Raw genomic sequence first — 17612 nt, 5'->3', positions numbered from 1 at the left:
TGGAGAAAGGGAAAATGATGGTTGTCAGACGGTTTATCTTGAGTGGACTCTGTATCATTGCACTTTTGGCGCTGGCTGCCTGCAACTCTGGTGGAGACAACGGTGCCTCCGCTCAGAGTTCAAGCTCTGCGAACGCTGGAGCAACGAAAACGCCGCTGTTGGTGACACCCAAAAGCAGTAGTGGCAAACCAGGACAGGGGGCGCAAGTGATTGCTACTCCGTCGCCAGTGTCTGGAGGTCCGAAAGGAAGTCAGGAGGTCGTCTTGGGCGATCGCACCCTGATCATTTATAAAGTGAGTAAACAGAAAAGCGCGAATGCGAATTCCACGTTCGTCAAACTGGATCTTGCCATAATGAACGCGAGCGAGAAAGAGATACAGAATCTGCCCGCTTTCTTCCAGTTAATCGGACTCGAAGGAGATATTTTCTCATACCAATACAACAGCACTGATACCTTTTACGGCTCGGTCGCTGTTCACACAACTGCTACTGGTTCGATTGTGTTTCAATTGCCTACAGCAGCCGCTACGGGATTGAATTTACTCTATCGTCCTGAAGTTGCGCAGGAGACGGTGATTGTCCCTTTAACCATCACTTGATGGCTTCTCGCAAAAATGATACGTTCGTATCTCTTCCAGATACCATTGCCCGTTGAGAAGAAAGCGGTTCTTTTGTTACCTTCTTGTTCAGATGGCCAGTAAAAACTGCGGGAAAGGGAAATATTGGGATCTCTATTTGAGCCTCATTTATTTCGGCCACTGATAGCCCGCCTGTGTTTGTGAATAATATGAAGAAAGAGAATACCTGATTATGGTAGCAACACAACCCCATACAGTTACTGATACCATCGCAATTACTCGCACTTTTGATGGCATTGAGGAGGCGGCTCACCGCGTTATCGCTCAGGCAGGTGGTATGGCTTCTGTGGTTAAAGATGCTCATATGGCGATTCTCAAACCCAATTTTGTGGCTGGTCGATCCGCTGAAACGGGTTCTACTACCAGCTTTGCCCTCCTCAAGGCAGTTGCTGAAGAGGTACGTGCCTGCGGAGCTGAACCAGTGCTCTGTGAAACCCCTGGGACCGAGTTTGATCGCGAGGCGACTTATACTATCCTGGGAGTGGAGAAATTCTGTACAGAGAACGGCATCCGCATTGCGCGTGTAGATCCCGAGGGAGGTGAACAGGATTGGCTGACTCTTCATCCTGCTGGCGCCAAACGTCTGCGCCGCTTCCATATCCCTAAGTTTATGCAAGACGCCTGCTTTATTAATCTACCAGTGCTCAAAACCCACGTTGTTTCGGCCATGACCCTGAGTATGAAAAATTCAATGGGCATCCTGCCCCGTCCCGACCGGCGCGCCATGCATACCTTTGGCATCGATCAGTCGATTGTCGATATGAACCTCGGCATCAAGCCCGATCTGATCATTGTCGATGGCAGTGTTGGACAGGATGGCGAGGGGCCGCTCTATGGCGATAAGGCCGATTTGCAAGTCCTGGTAGCCGGACATAATAGCCTGGCCGTCGACCTGGCCTGCTGCAAACTCGTGGGCATTCAGCCGGGCTTGATCCCTCACTTGAGGCTAGCTCTGAAGCAGATGGGCATGCCTGAGTGGCGCGTGGTAGGAGAAGATCCAGGGCTGATCAAGCAGTTCCGCTTGCCAGAGCAAAAGCAACTCTACCGCTTTATATTCTGGCTGATGTATCCCCTGGACTATCCATATACCTGGATCACGGAGCGCGGAAAGCATTTCTGCACAACTCTCTATGGCACAGGCCTGGTTGGCAATCGCCCGCAAATCAAAGTTGACAACTGTACCCACTGCGGCAAATGCGTCGAAGCCTGTCCACTCCCGAATGTGATCAATCTCCAAACATTGAAGGTGAACTACAAGACCTGCCAACGCTGCCTGCTGTGTTTTGAGGCCTGCCCCGAGGACGCGATCAGCGTCAAAGGCTATTCGGGACTCAGAAAAGCCTGAGTTATATCAGTAAACTTCAGACAACTATGAACTTTACAAATCAAAGTATACACGCAATCAACTTGTGGATGCTTTACAAGAGTGGGAGAAATGAAATGAAAATTCTAATGACCGGTGCAACAGGCTTGTTGGGAGGACATCTGGTGCAATCGCTCCAGCAGCGGGGTGAGCAGATTCGCGCGCTGGTGCTGCCGGTGGAAAATGTCTCGAAGTTGGAAGCACAAGGCGTTGAGGTAGTACGCGGCGATGTGACGGATGCCAGTACCCTGACTCCTGCTGTGAAGGACGTCGAGGTTATTATCCACCTCGCGGGTATGATGGGCGTGAATCGTCCTCTGGCGGATTATCGCCTGGTGAACGTGACGGGCACCGAAAATCTCTATCGCGTCGCCCAAGCCGAGGGTGTGCGTCGTTTCGTTCATACGAGCTCACATACGGTCTACGGGCTCGGCCACGGACGCTTTATGACAGAAGAAGATCCGCTGAAACCCGATCCTGATCCTTACGGGATCACCAAAGCGGAAGGCGATCGCTTGCTTCAACGCTTGCAGCAGGATAGCAAGGTAGAGACGGTTATTCTGCGCCCCGGCACATTCTTTGGACCCGGTGACCGCTTGCATTATGGGCGCATGGCGCAACGGGTCAAAGCTGGCAAAGGCGTGATCATTGGACGCGGCAACAACGCGCTGCCTTTCTGCTACGTCACCGATATTGTGCAGGGGTTTCTCCTGGCCACCTATCACAAGAACGCTCCTGGTAATATTTATAACATTACCAATGATCATCCCATGACTCAGTTGGAGATCTTCAATGCCATCGCGGATGATGTCGATGTGCCACATCCGACACGGCGCCTGCCCTATCTCCCCATCTATTACGGCAGCATGGGCGCGGAAATCATCGCTAAGATCACTGGCACCAAACCGATCGTGACCCGTTTAGGCGCGTTGATGTTCGGCTCGGATAACAAACATAGCGTCGAGAAGGCCCGCCGCGAGCTAGGCTACGAACCGGCGGTCCCGCTACGCGACGGTCTGAAACTGGCAGCCGCATGGTTCAACTCAGGCGGTATGGATCAGCCGCTGGTCACACAGGCCAGCCAGTATGCTCCGCTGGGAGGAGCCAGAAACTAAGTGTCCCTGTCTGGAGAGATCCGTATCTATTCTTAAGAAAGCGGAAAGAGTACATATGAAAGCACTCGTAACAGGAGCAGCTGGTTTTCTCGGCGGTCATCTCGTGGAAATGCTGGTCGAACGTGGCGATGAAGTGCGCGCGTTTATTCAGCATGGTCAGGACCCAACATTTTTGCAGACCCTCTCCGGTGTTGAGGTCATTCAGGGCGATTTGACGGATCGTACCTCCCTCAAATGTGCTGTCCAGGGAATACAGCGCGTCTATCACGTGGCAGCTAAAACGGGCCCGTGGGGGCCCGAAGCAGCCTACGAGGCAGTCAATGTCCGGGGCGTGCTTGACCTGATTGCAGCCGCTATGGAGGCTGGGGTACAACGCATTGTGCATACCAGCTCAATTACTGTGTATGGCCATCATCTGCGCGGCGTTATCACCGAGGACAACCCCTATCACGCCGAGGACAACCCCTATAGCCGCACCAAAATCTCCAGTGAGCACCTGATCTTCCAGCGCGTCAAAGAGCACGGTGCGCCCGTCGTGATTATACGTCCCGCATGGATCTACGGGCCGCGTGATACAGCCAGCTTTGGTCGTTTCGTCAAGCTCGTCGAATCCGGCAAAGGCTTCATTCTAGGTAATGGAAGAAATATTGTACCTGTCGTGTATGTACGTGATGTGGCTCAAGGCCTGATCAAAGCCGGAGACGCTGGTAATCATGCCGTTGGACGAGCATATACCATCGCCAATGATCAGCGGGTAACACAGGAGGATTACTTGAACCTCATTGCCGATGAACTCCATGTGCCTCATCTCACGCGTCAATATCCTTATTCAGCCGCGTATTTGGCGGGCAGGATTGCCGAAACAATCTGGAAAGTCAAAGACCCTCAGAGGCAAACACCACCGCCAGTTTCCACCTATGGGATTACCCTCTTAGGCGGGGATCAGCGATTTTCTATTGACCGGGCGCGGCAGGAATTAGGTTATAATCCCGAATTCGATGTAAAACGTGGTGTAGCTGAAGGAGTCGCCTGGTATTTGAACCGGGAAAGTCGCACGACCAGACAAAACGAAGCTGTTTCGTCTGGAACTTGAAACTCACAGTAAGCATGTAGGAAAACTCAAGATACGATAGTACGCTTGATGCGATACCTTTGTCGCTAGTCTTCTTCCCCAGGTTTTAATACACTACGAGAGTGAGAGACAAAATCGTCGCTGAAAATCTTTTTATCTAACCTGTGTTTTGTTGAATGCGCGGGTTGAGCATAGGGTGGGGTCTGCAAATAACTGATTACAGAAGCCGCTGGCTTGCTCTAGATTGTCGTGGATAGAGGCAAACAAGGAATTTGACCAGTTTAACAGGGAGAAAAATATGCTCGAAGTATTGCCTAAAATAGCAAAGATGCAAGCATCGTATGCACTTGGAAAGCCGCTGGCGCTTCCTATGAACTATACTATCAGCGTCAGCTACCGCTGCAATTCACGCTGTAAAACATGTAATGTTTGGCAAAGACCGAATGATGATTTCACGCTGGAAGAATATGAAAAAACATTCGCATCAATTGGCAGAGATGCCTACTGGTTTACGTTCAGCGGTGGTGAACCAACCCTGCGCAAAGATCTGCCAGATATGGTAGCCTCGGCCTATCGCCATTGTCGGCCCGGCATCATTAATATCCCAACTAACGGCATTCAGGACAGTATCATCCCTGGTCGCATCGAACAGGTCTTGCTGGCTGCGCCAACTAGCGAAGTAATTATTAACCTGTCCCTGGATGGCGTGGGCGAAAAGCATGACATCATCCGAGGTGTCAAAGGAAACTTTGAGCGGGCCATGCGCACATATGCAGGTCTGAAGAACTTGAAGGGGCGCTATAAAAACTTCACGCTGGGCGTTCATACGGTTATCTCAAACTTTAATGTGCATGAATTTGAAAATATCTATTCATTTGTGCGCGACGAGCTCAAGCCCGATTCGTTCATCAGCGAAATCGCGGAAGAGCGCGTTGAACTGGACACAGTAGGCATGGGCATTACCCCTCCGATCGAGAAGTATCAGCCGGTGATCGAGCGCTTGCAGCAGGGCATTCGTAATGCTGAGTTCAGCGGCGTCTCCAAGATAACGCAGGCCTTCCGGGACCGCTATTACGATATGGTGAAACGCACTCTGGTTGAGCAGCGCCAGATCATTCCCTGCATGGCTGGTGTGGCATCCGCGCAGATTGCCCCGAACGGTGATGTCTGGACCTGCTGTATCCGTGCGGAGTCGGTTGGCAACCTGCGCGAACACAACTATGATTTCCGCTCGGCCTGGATGACCAGCAAGGCCAATGAGTTGCGCCAGAGCATTAAAGCTGGTGAATGCCATTGCCCTCTAGCTAACGCAGCCTATACCAATATGGTCTGCCATACTCCTACTCTGGCCGGCGTGGCCACACAGGTCGGCAAAGAGATTGTCGCCGAAAGGCTCCCTGGTAGATCTTCCAGCAAACGACGCAGCCTGCCAGTGCTCAGTGCTACCGATACAGCCGTGGCAGTCAGCAGCAACGGCAACGGCCATCGCGCTCCACGTAGCCTGCCGATGCTAAACGCCACTGACGTACAGGATGGGTGTGCCAATGATTAGCGAGAACGCTATTATATCGTGTCTTTTTGAGGATGAATAGTGAGATTTAGAGGCTGAATCATGCAAGACCAGTATGTATTCCAAAATGACGAAACTGCTGGCATGAAACAAGATGAGGACGTGTGCAGTTGTAGTGTCGGTATCATGGCTTACAACGAAGAGGCCAATATCGCCCACACTATCAATCTGGTTCTGGCGCAGCAAGGTCCAGCCCTGCACATCAAAGAAATCATTGTTGTGGCCAGTGGATGCACCGACCGTACTATACCGATTGTCATGGAAATTGCCCGCACAGAGCCACGCGTACACTTGTGTATTCAGGAAAAACGTGAAGGCAAGGCTTCTGCGATCAATCTATTTCTCAAACAGGCAAAATGTAAAATAGTCATTCTAATAGGAGCAGATGTTATTCCAGCTGATGGCGCATTGAATAACCTCTGCGCACCACTCAGAGACACGACTATCGGCATGGTTGGAGGTCGCCCAGTCCCGGTAAATGACCAGGAGACTTTTATGGGCCATGCCGTCCATCTGCTCTGGCGTCTGCACGATCGCATGGCGCGAATCCAGCCGAAGTTGGGCGAAGTAATCGCCTTCAGAAACGTCATTTCGGGCATTCCAACCGGTAGTGCTGTTGACGAAATATCGATACAGGCGCTCATTTCTCAGCTTGGGTATAAGACGATCTACGAGCCTGGTTGTGTTGTCTATAACAAGGGTCCGCTAAATATGTACGATTTTCTAAAACAGCGCCGCCGCATTTACGCGGGTCATTTGCAGGTGCGCGATCAGCAGCATTACGAAGCTTCGACCATGAAAACCGCCTCGATCTTCCGCGAGTTGCTGCGGCATCGCGATTTTACGAGGAGCGGTCCCAAACAGATGCTCTGGACGCTGGGAACAATATGTCTCGAAGGCATGGCTCGTCTGCAAGGTTACTACGACTACCTGCACAAGCGGGAGCATCATATCTGGCAAATGGTGGAATCCACCAAGGACCTGGATGCAGATAAACGCATGTTGCGACGCTTGAGTGACGTTGTGAGTGTGATTATCTTTCGCTTCATTCTAGATGACCCTGAAGGTAACCTCCTGAATCCTGATAGCAATGACCGCGATGCCACAGAGGCGGTACGCAAACTCTTTCCTGTGCTCCGCAGCCAGGTACACTCCGTCGGCAAACTTGCCCTTTCGATCAGCGAAGCTGGTATCCTGACCGCCATTATCCGGGCTGAACAAAGTGAAGTGGAAGAGATCTCCAGGCAGATCCAAGAAATCGTACAAAGCACGCCTGTGCGCATTAGTACACACGGACGAAAGGTCAAGATGATGGCCGTGTATAGCTCTCTGACATTTAAGGGGAAACACAACAATATAACCATAACAAGCCCGCTGGTAACCGAGACACGAATTGCTACGGGTGTGGGCGAAACGATTCTCTAAATAAATAGAAAAGTAGAAGAAACAAAAGGCATGAAGGCGATCTTCGAAGCGCTTGTAGCAGCTTGTGAGCAGAAAGTAAGGAGTACCGTATGACGATCCTGGTGACAGGGGCCACCGGCTTCTTAGGCAGCGCATTGGTGGTCGAATTGATCAAGCGCCAGCAAAAAGTGCGCGTGCTCGTTCGCGATTCCAGGAAAGCGCGTGAGCAATTTGGCGAGAAGGTGGAAATCATATCAGGGGACATTACCAACGCCAGACAGGTGCAGCTGGCGGTTGGAGGCGTTGATACACTTTATCACCTTGCTGGTCGACTCTATCATCCCGCGACTCCGGCAGCGCTCTATTATCAGACGCATGTCGAAGGCACACGCACATTACTCAACGCATGCCAGAGCCAGTCAAGCCTACGAAAGATTGTTCATGTCAGCACTACCGGCGTCCACGGTGTCACCGGGCCAACACCTGCGGCTGAAGATGCTCCTTTGGCGCCTACCAATCCCTATGAGCGTACAAAACTGGAGGGAGAGCAGCTGGCGCTTAAAGTTTTTCAGGAGCAAGGATTGCCGGTCAGCGTCGTTCGGCCGGGGCTGGTCTACGGTCCTGGCGATCTCCACCTGCTCGGTTTTTTTCGCACTATTCAAAAAGGTTTTTTTCGTGTAATTGCTGGCGGGAAATCGTGCCTTCATCCAGTCTATATCGATGACATGGTCTCCGCTTTTTTGCTAAGCGCCGAATCCGAAAAGTCACTCGGGCAGGCCTACAATATCGCTGGTAACCAGGTTGTGAGCATGCACCAGCTGGCGACCGCGATAGCAAAGTCGATGGATCGCAACCTGCCTGGGGGAAGTATTCCGCTCTGGCTGGCTAGGCTGGCCTCAGACATCTTCGCTATTACTCCTGGTTTGCAAGGAGAGAAAGCTCCCCTGACGCGCAGCCGAGTCGAGTTCCTGACGAACAGCCGCGTCTATGACATCAGCCGGGCCAGGGCCGAGTTGGGATACTCCCCCAGAGTGGAACTCGAAGAAGGTCTGAAACAAACTGCTGCCTGGTATGAAAAACACGGTCTTTTAGCAAGCTAAACATTATGTTATCTTGTTTGCATAATGAGAAAGTAGATAGGCATGAAACGTGCGCTAAACTCTCCTGCTGTCAAAGTTATTATTGGTCTCTTGATAGGCGTCGCCTTATTATTGCCAATTTCTCGCTTTGTCAATCTGGCTTCGAGCCTCTACCTGGTTCAGCAGCATATTATGACCCCCGCCGGCATAACCTTCACTCTCCTCTCAGGCGCCTTCTTCATCCTGGCCTTCGCCATTCGCGGCGCGCGTTGGAAACTCTTCCTGAATCCGAATGACCAGGTGAAAACTAGCACGGCTGTGCGCCTGGTCCTGGTGAGTACTTTTATCAACTTCCTGCTGGTGACTGGAAGTGGCGAACTGGCGCGCTCGCTCATTCTCAAGCGCACACACAATATCCCTGTGAGTAGTTCGCTGCCTTCGGTCACCGTGGATCGATCCCTGGACCTGTTGCCTGCACTGATTATTATGATCATTGTGCCATTCCTCGGTCTGCAAATGGATCTCAAACTCTGGGTAATCATGGGCACCGTCGCTGGCGTCTTTGTCGGCCTGGTTGCTTTTGTCGGCCTGACTATCTGGAAGCGTGCAACTGCTATCAAGCTGCTCCATGCCACTTTAGGCTTGCTTCCCAGAAAATTTTCCAGCAAGATCGAGGCCTTCGCAACCAACCTGGTCGACTCATTGATTGTTGCCGCCAGTCGCCCCAGGATCTTTCTCCCCGCAATCTCTCTGACCTGTGTGGCGGTAATTTGTGATGGCCTCTTTGCCATGTTTGTCTTCTGGGCCATTGGCCTGCCAATGTCGTTTGGGGCTGCCATCTTCGGCTATACCGTCTTCAATATGTCCTTCATCCTTCCAACTACACCTGGCCGTGTTGGCAGCAACGAAATTGTGGGCCTGCTGGTCTTTACCGGACTCCTCCATTTCCCCGCTGACAAGGTGACGGCCATGTTTCTTGTTTCTCACCCCTGGTCCGCTGTGCTCATGTGTGTCTCCGGTCTGGTCTGTCTGAAAAGCCTGGGCCTGACCATTTCTGCCGCCTTGAAAATGCGTCCCCAAAATGACTCCCAAGATATCTCACAGGCCTCCTCACCAACTATCTCTTAAGGCGTTTTCAAAGAGAACACCTACGCAGCACCATGGAAAATATCCTTGATGAGGAGGATGAGGAAACAATGAAACTCCCCCCAATCAAAGTCTGAGCGTACACCATTCCGCTTTTCACCAGGGCAATCTCATCTCTCATAAAATGAAGCTGCAATTGCCCTGCTCTTTTCACTAGAATCACGTGTGACCTTCCTTCCCAATCATCGGTTGCCAAAATTCTTTCTACGAGCGTTTCTCATATAGGCAGTTGCCAACCTCATCTCGAAGGCAAATAAGCCGAAAAGGATACCAAATCAACCCCAGTGTAGACGCCACCAAATATGCACCAAAGGTGCACCATAATATAACCCGGAATATGGAAACATTTAAATGGATGTGATATAGTGATAATAGTTTCACGGCAAAAATAACATTAGCCAGAATTCAAGGCAGAGATGCTAAATTGCTGGTATAAGTAGGTGCAAAAGCAAGTGCAAGTAGTACGATGCAATCCTGAAAATGAGGATCGTGCTACAACTGTTCAAAGGGCAATGGTCCTTGATCTAGATTTGCCGAGAATATGAAGTGGCTTCCAATCTGGTGTATCATTGGCGTGATATAATTTGAGAACGAGCTCCCCAGGTCTTTGCCGATCCACGAACTAGAGGGAATGCCAACAAAGCGCGCTTTCCAGCAGCGTCGCCCGGAGATCCGCCGCCTGGATCAGGGCATGCAATATGCGGTAACCCGGTTAGCCTCGTTGTTGCAGAAGCACGGATACGAATCAGTTATAGCAGCATGTGGGAGATCAACTGAAAATGCCTGCCTACATTGATCTCTTTACATGGACCCCTCAAAGAGGAGGACGTCTATCTGCATGAATATGAGGACTTGGAGGATACTAGGACTCATATTGCGCGCTTTCTCGATCTCGTATACGTGCCGAAAAGGGTTTCGCTTAGCGCTCAATTCTCGACTGCCTACTGAGGTTTGAAGCATTGTAGATAGCTGAGTGCCTTGAAACTTGTCTCCTAAACAGTGTCCAAGTTTAGGGATAAAGCACATGTGATGCACACTTATCATAAGCCTGGTGCCAGGGGGGCACATTAACCTCAGAGATAATTTTGGACGCACGACTGATTGCTTTTTGTCTCAGGTTGAGTACGCACCGAAGCGACCACTATGTTTTGTGGAGTGTTCCGCAAATCCTCAGAAAGAACTGGATCTCCATTACCAGACGCTTATGGAACATTAGATTTTGTTTTTGTTTCCCGTTTTTGTCTGCCTTTGTGACTCTGTTTCCTCAGGATGCGAAATAGACCAGAGGCAGTGGTACAAGTAGTACAGTGATATCCAAGTGCGAGGCAGGTACGTGCATATGGAAACGAACTCGATCTACAAGAAGGTATCTGTTCGTTTGGTAGTTGTCGCTGATCATATAATTTTGCGTCAAGGCATACAGAAAATGCTCAACGACAAAAACGACTTTGAAATAGTAGGAGAGACGGAAAATGGGAAGGCCGCGCTCGAACTGGTAGCAGAATTAGCGCCCGATATTGTTTTGATTGATATCTCCATGGAAACCACGAATGGATTAGATATAGCCAAACAATTATTGAGAAAACCTTCAAATGCTCGAATCGTCTTATTCGCTGGTCCTAATGACGAGAAACGGTTGTTTGAAGCCCTGAGTATTGGCGTCCACGGCTATTTGCAAAAAACATTATCAATCGATGATATGCGAGAAGCCTTGCTTGCCATACAAAGCGGTGAACGTGTTGTTGGTAAATCACAGGCTGTGACGCAGATCATAGTTGAATTTCATCGGCTCGCCAAAGAGCAGAATCGCCTGAGTCGAGGACTAAGCTCCATAGAGATCGAACTTATTCATCTAGTCTCTAAAGGGTATACCAATAAAGAAATTGGCCAGCAGCATTTCTGGAGCGAGGTTCAAGTGAAACGGAAAATGCAGGACATTTACCGGAAATTGCAAGTTACTGATCGTGCTCACGCTGTCGCGGAGGCGATGCGCCAGGGTCTGATCTAAAGCAAAGGCCCACCCGCATTTTCCGTGAAAGCTCTATCATACGTAAGAGTCGCGCGTACATAAAGTGTTTTCACCACATGTTTACTGTTGCGAGCCTTATGTCCTCACCTCAGCATTACGCAAAGTGGGGGAGAGCCAGGCAGATCTGCAGCATTTCTTTGCCGCTTGGTTCTTGTTTTGTATTTATCCAACTACTAGAAAGGAAACAGCCATGATAGAATGTCCACAATGCGGAGCAATGAATGAAAATGACGTGAAAAATTGTGCTATGTGCAGGATCAATATATACTGGGCTTTTCAACATTATAATGAACTGTCCACAATACGTGAATCAAGCAAACTCGCTCCGTCTCCCCTGACTCCTTCATTTTTGATTGAGACCAGCAAGAAAGTGGATACCGGCCCAACAGCTGGCTGGCTCTATAAGACAATCAAAAAATTTGGCCTTATAGATGCTGGCAAAAAAGTTTCGACGATGTCATAAACTCACATCAACAATTTTTGAAGGTTACATTTATCACCTCCCGTCCAGGTTGTTACACTTTGCTAGATTCGCAAGCAACCTCATTCCAGGTAAATACAGTTGAGTGAGAAGAGAGATACAATTTTCCTATATCTCTCTTCTCGCTTCACAACGGCAGCAACGTCCCCCCATCTTTCTATGCCAGCTCTGCGACATACTCATGCTCACAAACAAGCTTCTTTTTCTCTTCCCAGAACTTTCCAACAGCTCTATTGGTTTCTCACAAGCCTTGATACCAAAGTATGTTGGCTTGATACATTAGAAAGTTGTAAATGCAGGTATTTCTAGGTACATTTAACAGACAGATACTTCCATTATAATCGTTGTCAGTTACTTGGAATCTGAACAGGACCAGGTTTATCGTGACAAGCAGGAGTTTGAAAAAACAGAAGAATGAACCCTCACGGGCCAGTAAAAGGATATTGATTGTAATCTGGAAACAATGGTCCACCCTACTTTTCACTTTTCTGTCAATTACCCTGCGGAATGTGGCGTTCATGATAAAATTTCGTATTTGTGCATCCGTATGCAGATAAGGAGTCAGGATTGCCATGCGTATCGGAAAATATAAGTTCCATATAGAAGGGACAAACTTAATCCTTACCCACTCAGCAGGAATCAGTTTTGATATGACTCCTGATGAGGTTGCTGGACTCTCAACATTTATCAATATTTACCAGAAAGTAATAGATTTACCTCGATATGAATCAGAGCCGAAATTGAAAGGCACCTTCAAAGAAGAGGTGGAAACTGAATCGAGCAATAATACAAAACCTTAAATTTAGGAAGGATATTGATTAGATATACCAATGCGCATTCAAGAACATATAAAGTTATCAACGGCGGCAGCGCTTGTTGCTTTCCCGTGGCTGAAAAAAGACGGCTGGATTCCGCTGGCATCCAGTGTGCTTATTGATGTTGATCACTATCTCTGGTACTCCGTGACACAACGTACACTCAGTCTGCGAGCCGCAGTGCGTTATTTTGGTCAGGCTGACCCTCCCCAATTGCCACAGGCACGACTCTTGCATCATCCGCTTATCCTGGGTATTCTCTTGGTAGTAGCTGTACGCACCCGCTCAAAGCTTCTCTGGCTAATCCTGGCCGGTTTCCTTTTTCACGTCAGTCTGGACCTGGTCCACGCCACTCAGATGAATAACCTGAAACGTACGCTGAGTGAGCAGGCTCAATCTATTTGCCCCGAATGCGGTCAACACTACGATGGATTGCAATTGCACACGATCCATTTCGCCAGCAATTTGCTCGACCGTTACAATCCTCAGCATTTTATTGTTCTCTGTCCAACATGCCACGAAGAGGCGCATAGCCTCGCACACAAGCCCAAGCTCATTGGCATATCTTAAAGTTATGTCTGACCTCGCTCCAGTTCTATAGAGTTATAGCCAAGTGTTGTGAGAACCCTATAAAAAAGCAACTCCTGCTAGATTTTTTACCTGGCAGGAGTTGCTTTTTTATAGGGTTCTTTAGCGTGCAAAATGGCGCAAGTATTTGACCAGTCCCGGCTTGATGCTCTTAAGCAAGGTGATGTCCTGCTGATTGAGCGGCTTGAGGAGACGTAGTATGCCAATACAGCAGGCGAGGAAGAGCACTCCCGAGATTCCCAGCGAGCCAAGCAGGACCAGGCGGTTACTGGGCTGCCAGAACAGGGTGAGCCAGAGTGTACTGGGAATGGCAGCCAGCACCAGCGAGGCCAGGAAGCGCAGGGTGAAGGCCAGGGGATATTTGCGTGGCAGATCTTTGCGCAGAAAGAAGAGCATCAATAGACCTGTGGCGAGGCGCCCCACGCCATCGGCAATCAGCGCGCCAGCGGCTCCCATATGCAAGAGCCCGATAAGAACCGTGCCCATCACAATGACGATGCCCAACCCTATCCACTGGCTGAGCACGGCCAGTGGGGCCTTTCCGACGACGTAGAGCGTGGGCTGGTGAATATAGGTTCCCAGGACGCGCATCAGCAGGTTGAAGAAGACAAAGATGCCGAGGAGCAGTCCCACATCACTATAGCGATGGGAGTAGAGCGCGGTGGCCAGGTTATTGGCGCTAAAGAGACAGAAAATGAGTCCTGGAGCGGCCAGGAGGGTCTCGATTTTTATTAGGGCCTGCCAGGAGAGGGAGAGACGCTCATGGTTCTTGCCGATGAAGGCCGCCGCCAGGGCCGAGCCTGCGACACCACCAAAACCGGCCACCAGCAAGAGATTTGCGGCATCCGCAAGCTGGAAGGCCAGGTTGAAGTAGCCAATTTCGATTAACCCAACTGCGAAAATTTTCAGCAGATTGATAGAGACCTGCTTGAGGAGCGCGCCCGAAACCAGGTTAGTCAGCCAGGCATTCATCCCAAGGGTGAACAGGGGGCGCAGTGGTTGCTTGTAAATGCTTTTAATGCTGTCAGTAGCGCCTCGCTGGAAGAGGAAGGGTGTCAACCAGATAAGATAGCCTACCATCTGGAGCAGCGAGACGATGCCCAGCATCCACAGCACGCCATTGACTCCCCAGCCCAGTTGGAGCAGGATATAGCCAAAAATCAGCAGCGCTACCTGGACCAGGCTGCCAAGGATAAAGACAATGCGCATGCGCATCAGGCCAGTACAGAGCGCCGTTAACAGGCTGGCGACGCTGCTACCAAAAATATAGATGGTCAAAGGAGCCAGGTTGGTGCGCAAATAGGGGTCGCGCAGGGCCGTGACTGTCCCCTGGCTGCCTGGAATGTGCAATTGATCGATGAGTGTGGCCAGGGCTGGCAGGCTGTAGAGCAAAAGCACGCTCACCACAACCAACACCAGGATACGCAGACCCACAAGACGGCGAATAAGCCAGCCAGCCGAAGCACGCCCATGCTCGGCAAAGACGCGAGGGATATAGGTATAGGTCGCATCTTCAAAGCCGAAAGCCACTATATACAAGATCGTGTTATAGGCCGTGGTAACATCTGCATAAATACCATACTGCTCTTTGGGAAGTTTACTCGTCAAAATAATAGTCAGGAGGAACCACGAAATATAGACCCATAAGCCATAAGCCTGGTTTAAGAGATAACTATTGGGTGTGCGTTGTAGCAAGCTCCTGGCCTCTTCCTCAGTTTGCGCCTGGTGGACGGATGCCAATGGCTGCTCATGTATGGGCGCCTGGCCTATCTGAAGTTCTGCTTGCTCCTCCCGCTGATGAATTTCCTTTTTCGCATTTTGTTCAGAGTGTGTTGCTATGTAGTTTTTTTCTTCCATTGATGTCAATAGCTCATGCTGCGATAATGCGTTTAGACGTATGAGTCGTAAACGTTTGAACGTCGTCTTGTGCATGATCTATTTTATCTCAATTTAAAGATTTGTCTTGCTAACCAGCCCATACTTCCCAATGCCGCGAAGAGTTCCAGCACGCTGACATTTTCGGTTACATGGTCGGTTGAGACAAGATAGAAGATTCCTACTTTTGAGGTCGCGGCAATCAGAAAAAGCCCCAGGCCGATCCAGGCGGGCAGGGTCGCGAAAAGCAAGGCCTTTTGCCAGTTGCGGCAGAGAAAACCAATGATCGCAGGAAGGAGATACAGGAGGGCCGTAATCAGAGGCGCGATGGAGGCCGGAAATGGACCATTGAGTGCCGCCCCACTCGATTGGGGGAGCAAGCGTGTCCATAGCTGCGCCGGAATAAGCGCCAGCGTCACAATAATAGTTTCAAGGACTACACAGGCAATAATGGCTGTGTCTATATATTTTTCTTTACTGATCTTTTGCGCTGCCCTTTTCTCTGGCGCCCTGGTACTGGTGCTAAGCATATAAAGAATCCCTTTCACAGGTGTATTCTGTAATCCGATGCGCACATCTTTGGCATGGCTTCTCGTGCCTGTGGCGCTCGCCTGGGTAGTGGGTGTGGTGCGTGCTGGTGGCAGCACGCACCACACCCACTACCCAAATACATTACATAAGAGGTCAGTTAGTTTTTTGGTAAGGCAAGAAGCCCCATCTGATATTTCATGAGCAAAATACGGCGCACAGAGTCATCGATGTGCTGCTGGGTAATGGTGCCATCATGGAGCGCTTGCTTGATGCCTTCAATCATGGAGGCGACCTGGCTGGCACTGGAGGCACCCATCAGCAGGTCGCAGCCTGCTGCGATGGCCAGAGCGGCTGCCTGAGACTGAGAGACGTAGTTTGTGATGCCTTTCATTGTCAGGCTATCTGTCATAATGACGCCCTTGAAGCCAAATTCATCGCGGAGGATATTCTTGATGACCTTGGGTGAGAGCGTCGAAGGCTGGGTTGGATCGATAGCGTCGAGAATCTCATGGGTGACCATGATGGACTGGACCTTGTTTTGCTTGATCAAGGTGCGGTAGGGCGCCCAATCGACCTGTTCGAGCTCACTCTTCGAGGCGGTAATTTGCGGGATCGCAAAATGAGGATCAGTTGCCGAGCGGCCCAAGCCGGGGAAATGCTTGAGGGTGCCGACGACCTTTCCCCCGCCTGCAAACCATCTAAATATGCGCCAGCCATCTGCGTCACCTGTTCTGGCGTGGTGCCAAAGGTTCGCTGGTCAATGTGCATTTCAGAATAGGGCAGCATATCAACGTCGACGACCGGGGCTAGATTCATATTGATGCCATAGGAGAGCAGGTCCTGGGCGTCCTGCTGGCCCGCTGCTTTGGCCTTGGCAGGGTCATTGGAGGCTCCGATGGTGGCGGCGGAGGGTCGCATTCCATCAAGTTGGGCTAAGCGGTCGACATAGCCGCCTTCCTGATCGATGGAGACGGCCATGGGGATGGTACTATTGCTCTGCATCTGCTGAATGAGCCCCTTGAGCTGGCCTTTATCGATGATGTTGCCATTGGCGTAGAAGATCAGTACCGCCCCTACTCCATACTGGCTGACCATCGTGCTAATGTCTGATGTGTAGGTCGCACCCGTGAATTGCACCAGCATCATTTGACCAATTTTTTGCTCAATCGTCATGTTATGTAGAATTGTGTCAATGTACTGCTGAGGCGTAATGCTTACATGCTGCTGGTTTTTCTGATTGGCCTGTAACTGCTTATTAATAGTGTGGAGTAGGTCAGGGTTATTGGAGCTGACGGGATCTCCGAGCAGTGAGGCCCAGCCCTGGGGACCCGCAAATTGTGCTCCACCCAGGGAGAGCGCATGAAAAAGCACAATGAGTAGCAAAGGGAGGAGGATGGCCACTTTGCGCCAGGAGAGTGTCCCGCCAGATGGAGAGGAGGGAAGGGATGATGTTTTGATGGTTTCCAGGGTCGCGAGTCGCGCTTTATGTTGTGCGGCGGCTACTTTGTCTTTAAAGCGTGAAAGCGCACCGGGGCTTGCCGGGCGAGGAACAACAGGGTAGACATGTGTATCAATTTCATCTGGACCCGGTGCTGGCGGCTGTGTGCCAGCCTGAAAAGTGGGCCGCGTCTGTGAACTGGCATTATTTCTTGTTGGCATTGGTATCCCAGGGGGAGCATGCTTGCGTGACGGCTGTCCCTCTAATGGCCGGGAGTTCATATGAGGCATAAACGGGCGAGCCCTTTCGCTAAAATCTTTTTCTTCGTAAATAGTAGTATATAATACTATAAATATGAGAAGCCCGAAAAAGGTTGCTCTATTATCTCTAACGCGCCTATGCGTCTGATGGTCTCAGCAACATAGAGGACCAGCCCTGTAGACATCGATGTCTAGCATGCGAGTGTAG

Annotated in this window: 16 protein-coding genes; 12 read left to right on the top strand and 4 right to left on the bottom strand. The window is 50.4% G+C overall.

The window, feature by feature from the left end; translation table 11 throughout:
* The first annotated feature begins 14 nt into the window (after positions 1-14).
* The 12 genes from KTE_RS05580 to KTE_RS05525 all read left to right on the top strand — a co-directional run bounded on the left by KTE_RS05580 (position 15) and on the right by KTE_RS05525 (position 13282).
* On the top strand, positions 15-599 hold the full coding sequence (locus KTE_RS05580; protein ID WP_201379383.1) for a DUF4352 domain-containing protein: 585 nt from the start codon (positions 15-17) through the stop codon (positions 597-599).
* A 211-nt stretch (positions 600-810) separates the two neighbouring features.
* The gene (locus KTE_RS05575; protein ID WP_201371615.1) at positions 811-1983 is read left to right on the top strand and encodes a DUF362 domain-containing protein; all 1173 of its coding nucleotides are present in this window, start codon (positions 811-813) and stop codon (positions 1981-1983) included.
* A gap of 95 nt (positions 1984-2078) precedes the next feature.
* Entirely contained in the window at positions 2079-3116 is a 1038-nt protein-coding gene (locus tag KTE_RS05570) for an NAD(P)-dependent oxidoreductase (RefSeq protein WP_201379381.1), read from the top strand.
* A gap of 55 nt (positions 3117-3171) precedes the next feature.
* Complete coding sequence (locus KTE_RS05565) at positions 3172-4209, top strand: NAD(P)-dependent oxidoreductase (protein WP_201371617.1); 1038 nt, start codon at positions 3172-3174, stop codon at positions 4207-4209.
* A gap of 277 nt (positions 4210-4486) precedes the next feature.
* A complete protein-coding gene (locus KTE_RS05560; RefSeq protein ID WP_201371618.1) occupies positions 4487-5740 on the top strand; it encodes a radical SAM protein in 1254 nt (417 codons plus the stop codon).
* Between the two features lie 102 nt (positions 5741-5842).
* Positions 5843-7183 carry a glycosyltransferase family 2 protein gene (locus tag KTE_RS05555; protein WP_201371619.1) on the top strand — a complete coding sequence of 447 codons (1341 nt, stop codon included), beginning with the start codon at positions 5843-5845 and terminating at the stop codon, positions 7181-7183.
* Positions 7184-7272: 89 nt separating this feature from the next.
* Positions 7273-8262 carry an NAD(P)-dependent oxidoreductase gene (locus KTE_RS05550; RefSeq protein WP_201379378.1) on the top strand — a complete coding sequence of 330 codons (990 nt, stop codon included), beginning with the start codon at positions 7273-7275 and terminating at the stop codon, positions 8260-8262.
* Between the two features lie 42 nt (positions 8263-8304).
* Complete coding sequence (locus tag KTE_RS05545; RefSeq protein WP_201371621.1) at positions 8305-9369, top strand: lysylphosphatidylglycerol synthase transmembrane domain-containing protein; 1065 nt, start codon at positions 8305-8307, stop codon at positions 9367-9369.
* 1357 nt (positions 9370-10726) lie between these two features.
* Entirely contained in the window at positions 10727-11395 is a 669-nt protein-coding gene (locus tag KTE_RS05540; protein WP_201371622.1) for a response regulator transcription factor, read from the top strand.
* 211 nt (positions 11396-11606) lie between these two features.
* Positions 11607-11879, top strand: a complete 273-nt coding sequence (locus tag KTE_RS05535; protein WP_201371623.1) for a hypothetical protein — start codon at positions 11607-11609, stop codon at positions 11877-11879.
* A gap of 590 nt (positions 11880-12469) precedes the next feature.
* Positions 12470-12697, top strand: coding sequence for a hypothetical protein (locus tag KTE_RS05530; RefSeq protein ID WP_201379376.1), 228 nt, complete (start codon positions 12470-12472; stop codon positions 12695-12697).
* Between the two features lie 30 nt (positions 12698-12727).
* Positions 12728-13282 (top strand): hypothetical protein, encoded by a 555-nt coding sequence (locus KTE_RS05525; RefSeq protein WP_201371625.1) that lies wholly within the window; start codon positions 12728-12730, stop codon positions 13280-13282.
* Between the two features lie 120 nt (positions 13283-13402).
* On the opposite strand, the gene KTE_RS05520 is transcribed toward KTE_RS05525, so the two are convergent.
* The 4 genes from KTE_RS05520 to KTE_RS48770 form a co-directional block, all read right to left on the bottom strand.
* On the bottom strand, positions 13403-15157 hold the full coding sequence (locus tag KTE_RS05520) for a lipopolysaccharide biosynthesis protein (RefSeq protein WP_201379374.1): 1755 nt from the start codon (positions 15155-15157) through the stop codon (positions 13403-13405).
* 83 nt (positions 15158-15240) lie between these two features.
* Complete coding sequence (locus tag KTE_RS05515) at positions 15241-15822, bottom strand: hypothetical protein (RefSeq protein WP_201379372.1); 582 nt, start codon at positions 15820-15822, stop codon at positions 15241-15243.
* A gap of 41 nt (positions 15823-15863) precedes the next feature.
* Positions 15864-16352: a glycoside hydrolase family 3 N-terminal domain-containing protein gene (locus KTE_RS48775; RefSeq protein WP_201379370.1), complete on the bottom strand. Its 489-nt coding sequence runs from the start codon at positions 16350-16352 to the stop codon at positions 15864-15866.
* A complete protein-coding gene (locus KTE_RS48770; protein ID WP_201379368.1) occupies positions 16253-17434 on the bottom strand; it encodes a glycoside hydrolase family 3 protein in 1182 nt (393 codons plus the stop codon). Before KTE_RS48770 ends, KTE_RS48775 begins: the two co-directional genes overlap by 100 nt.
* Positions 17435-17612: the final 178 nt, after the last annotated feature.

This window comes from Ktedonobacter sp. SOSP1-85 (genome assembly GCF_016587415.1).
In the GTDB taxonomy this organism is placed as follows: Bacteria; Chloroflexota; Ktedonobacteria; order Ktedonobacterales; family Ktedonobacteraceae; genus Ktedonobacter.
This window is presented reverse-complemented; position numbering and strand designations above follow the sequence as displayed.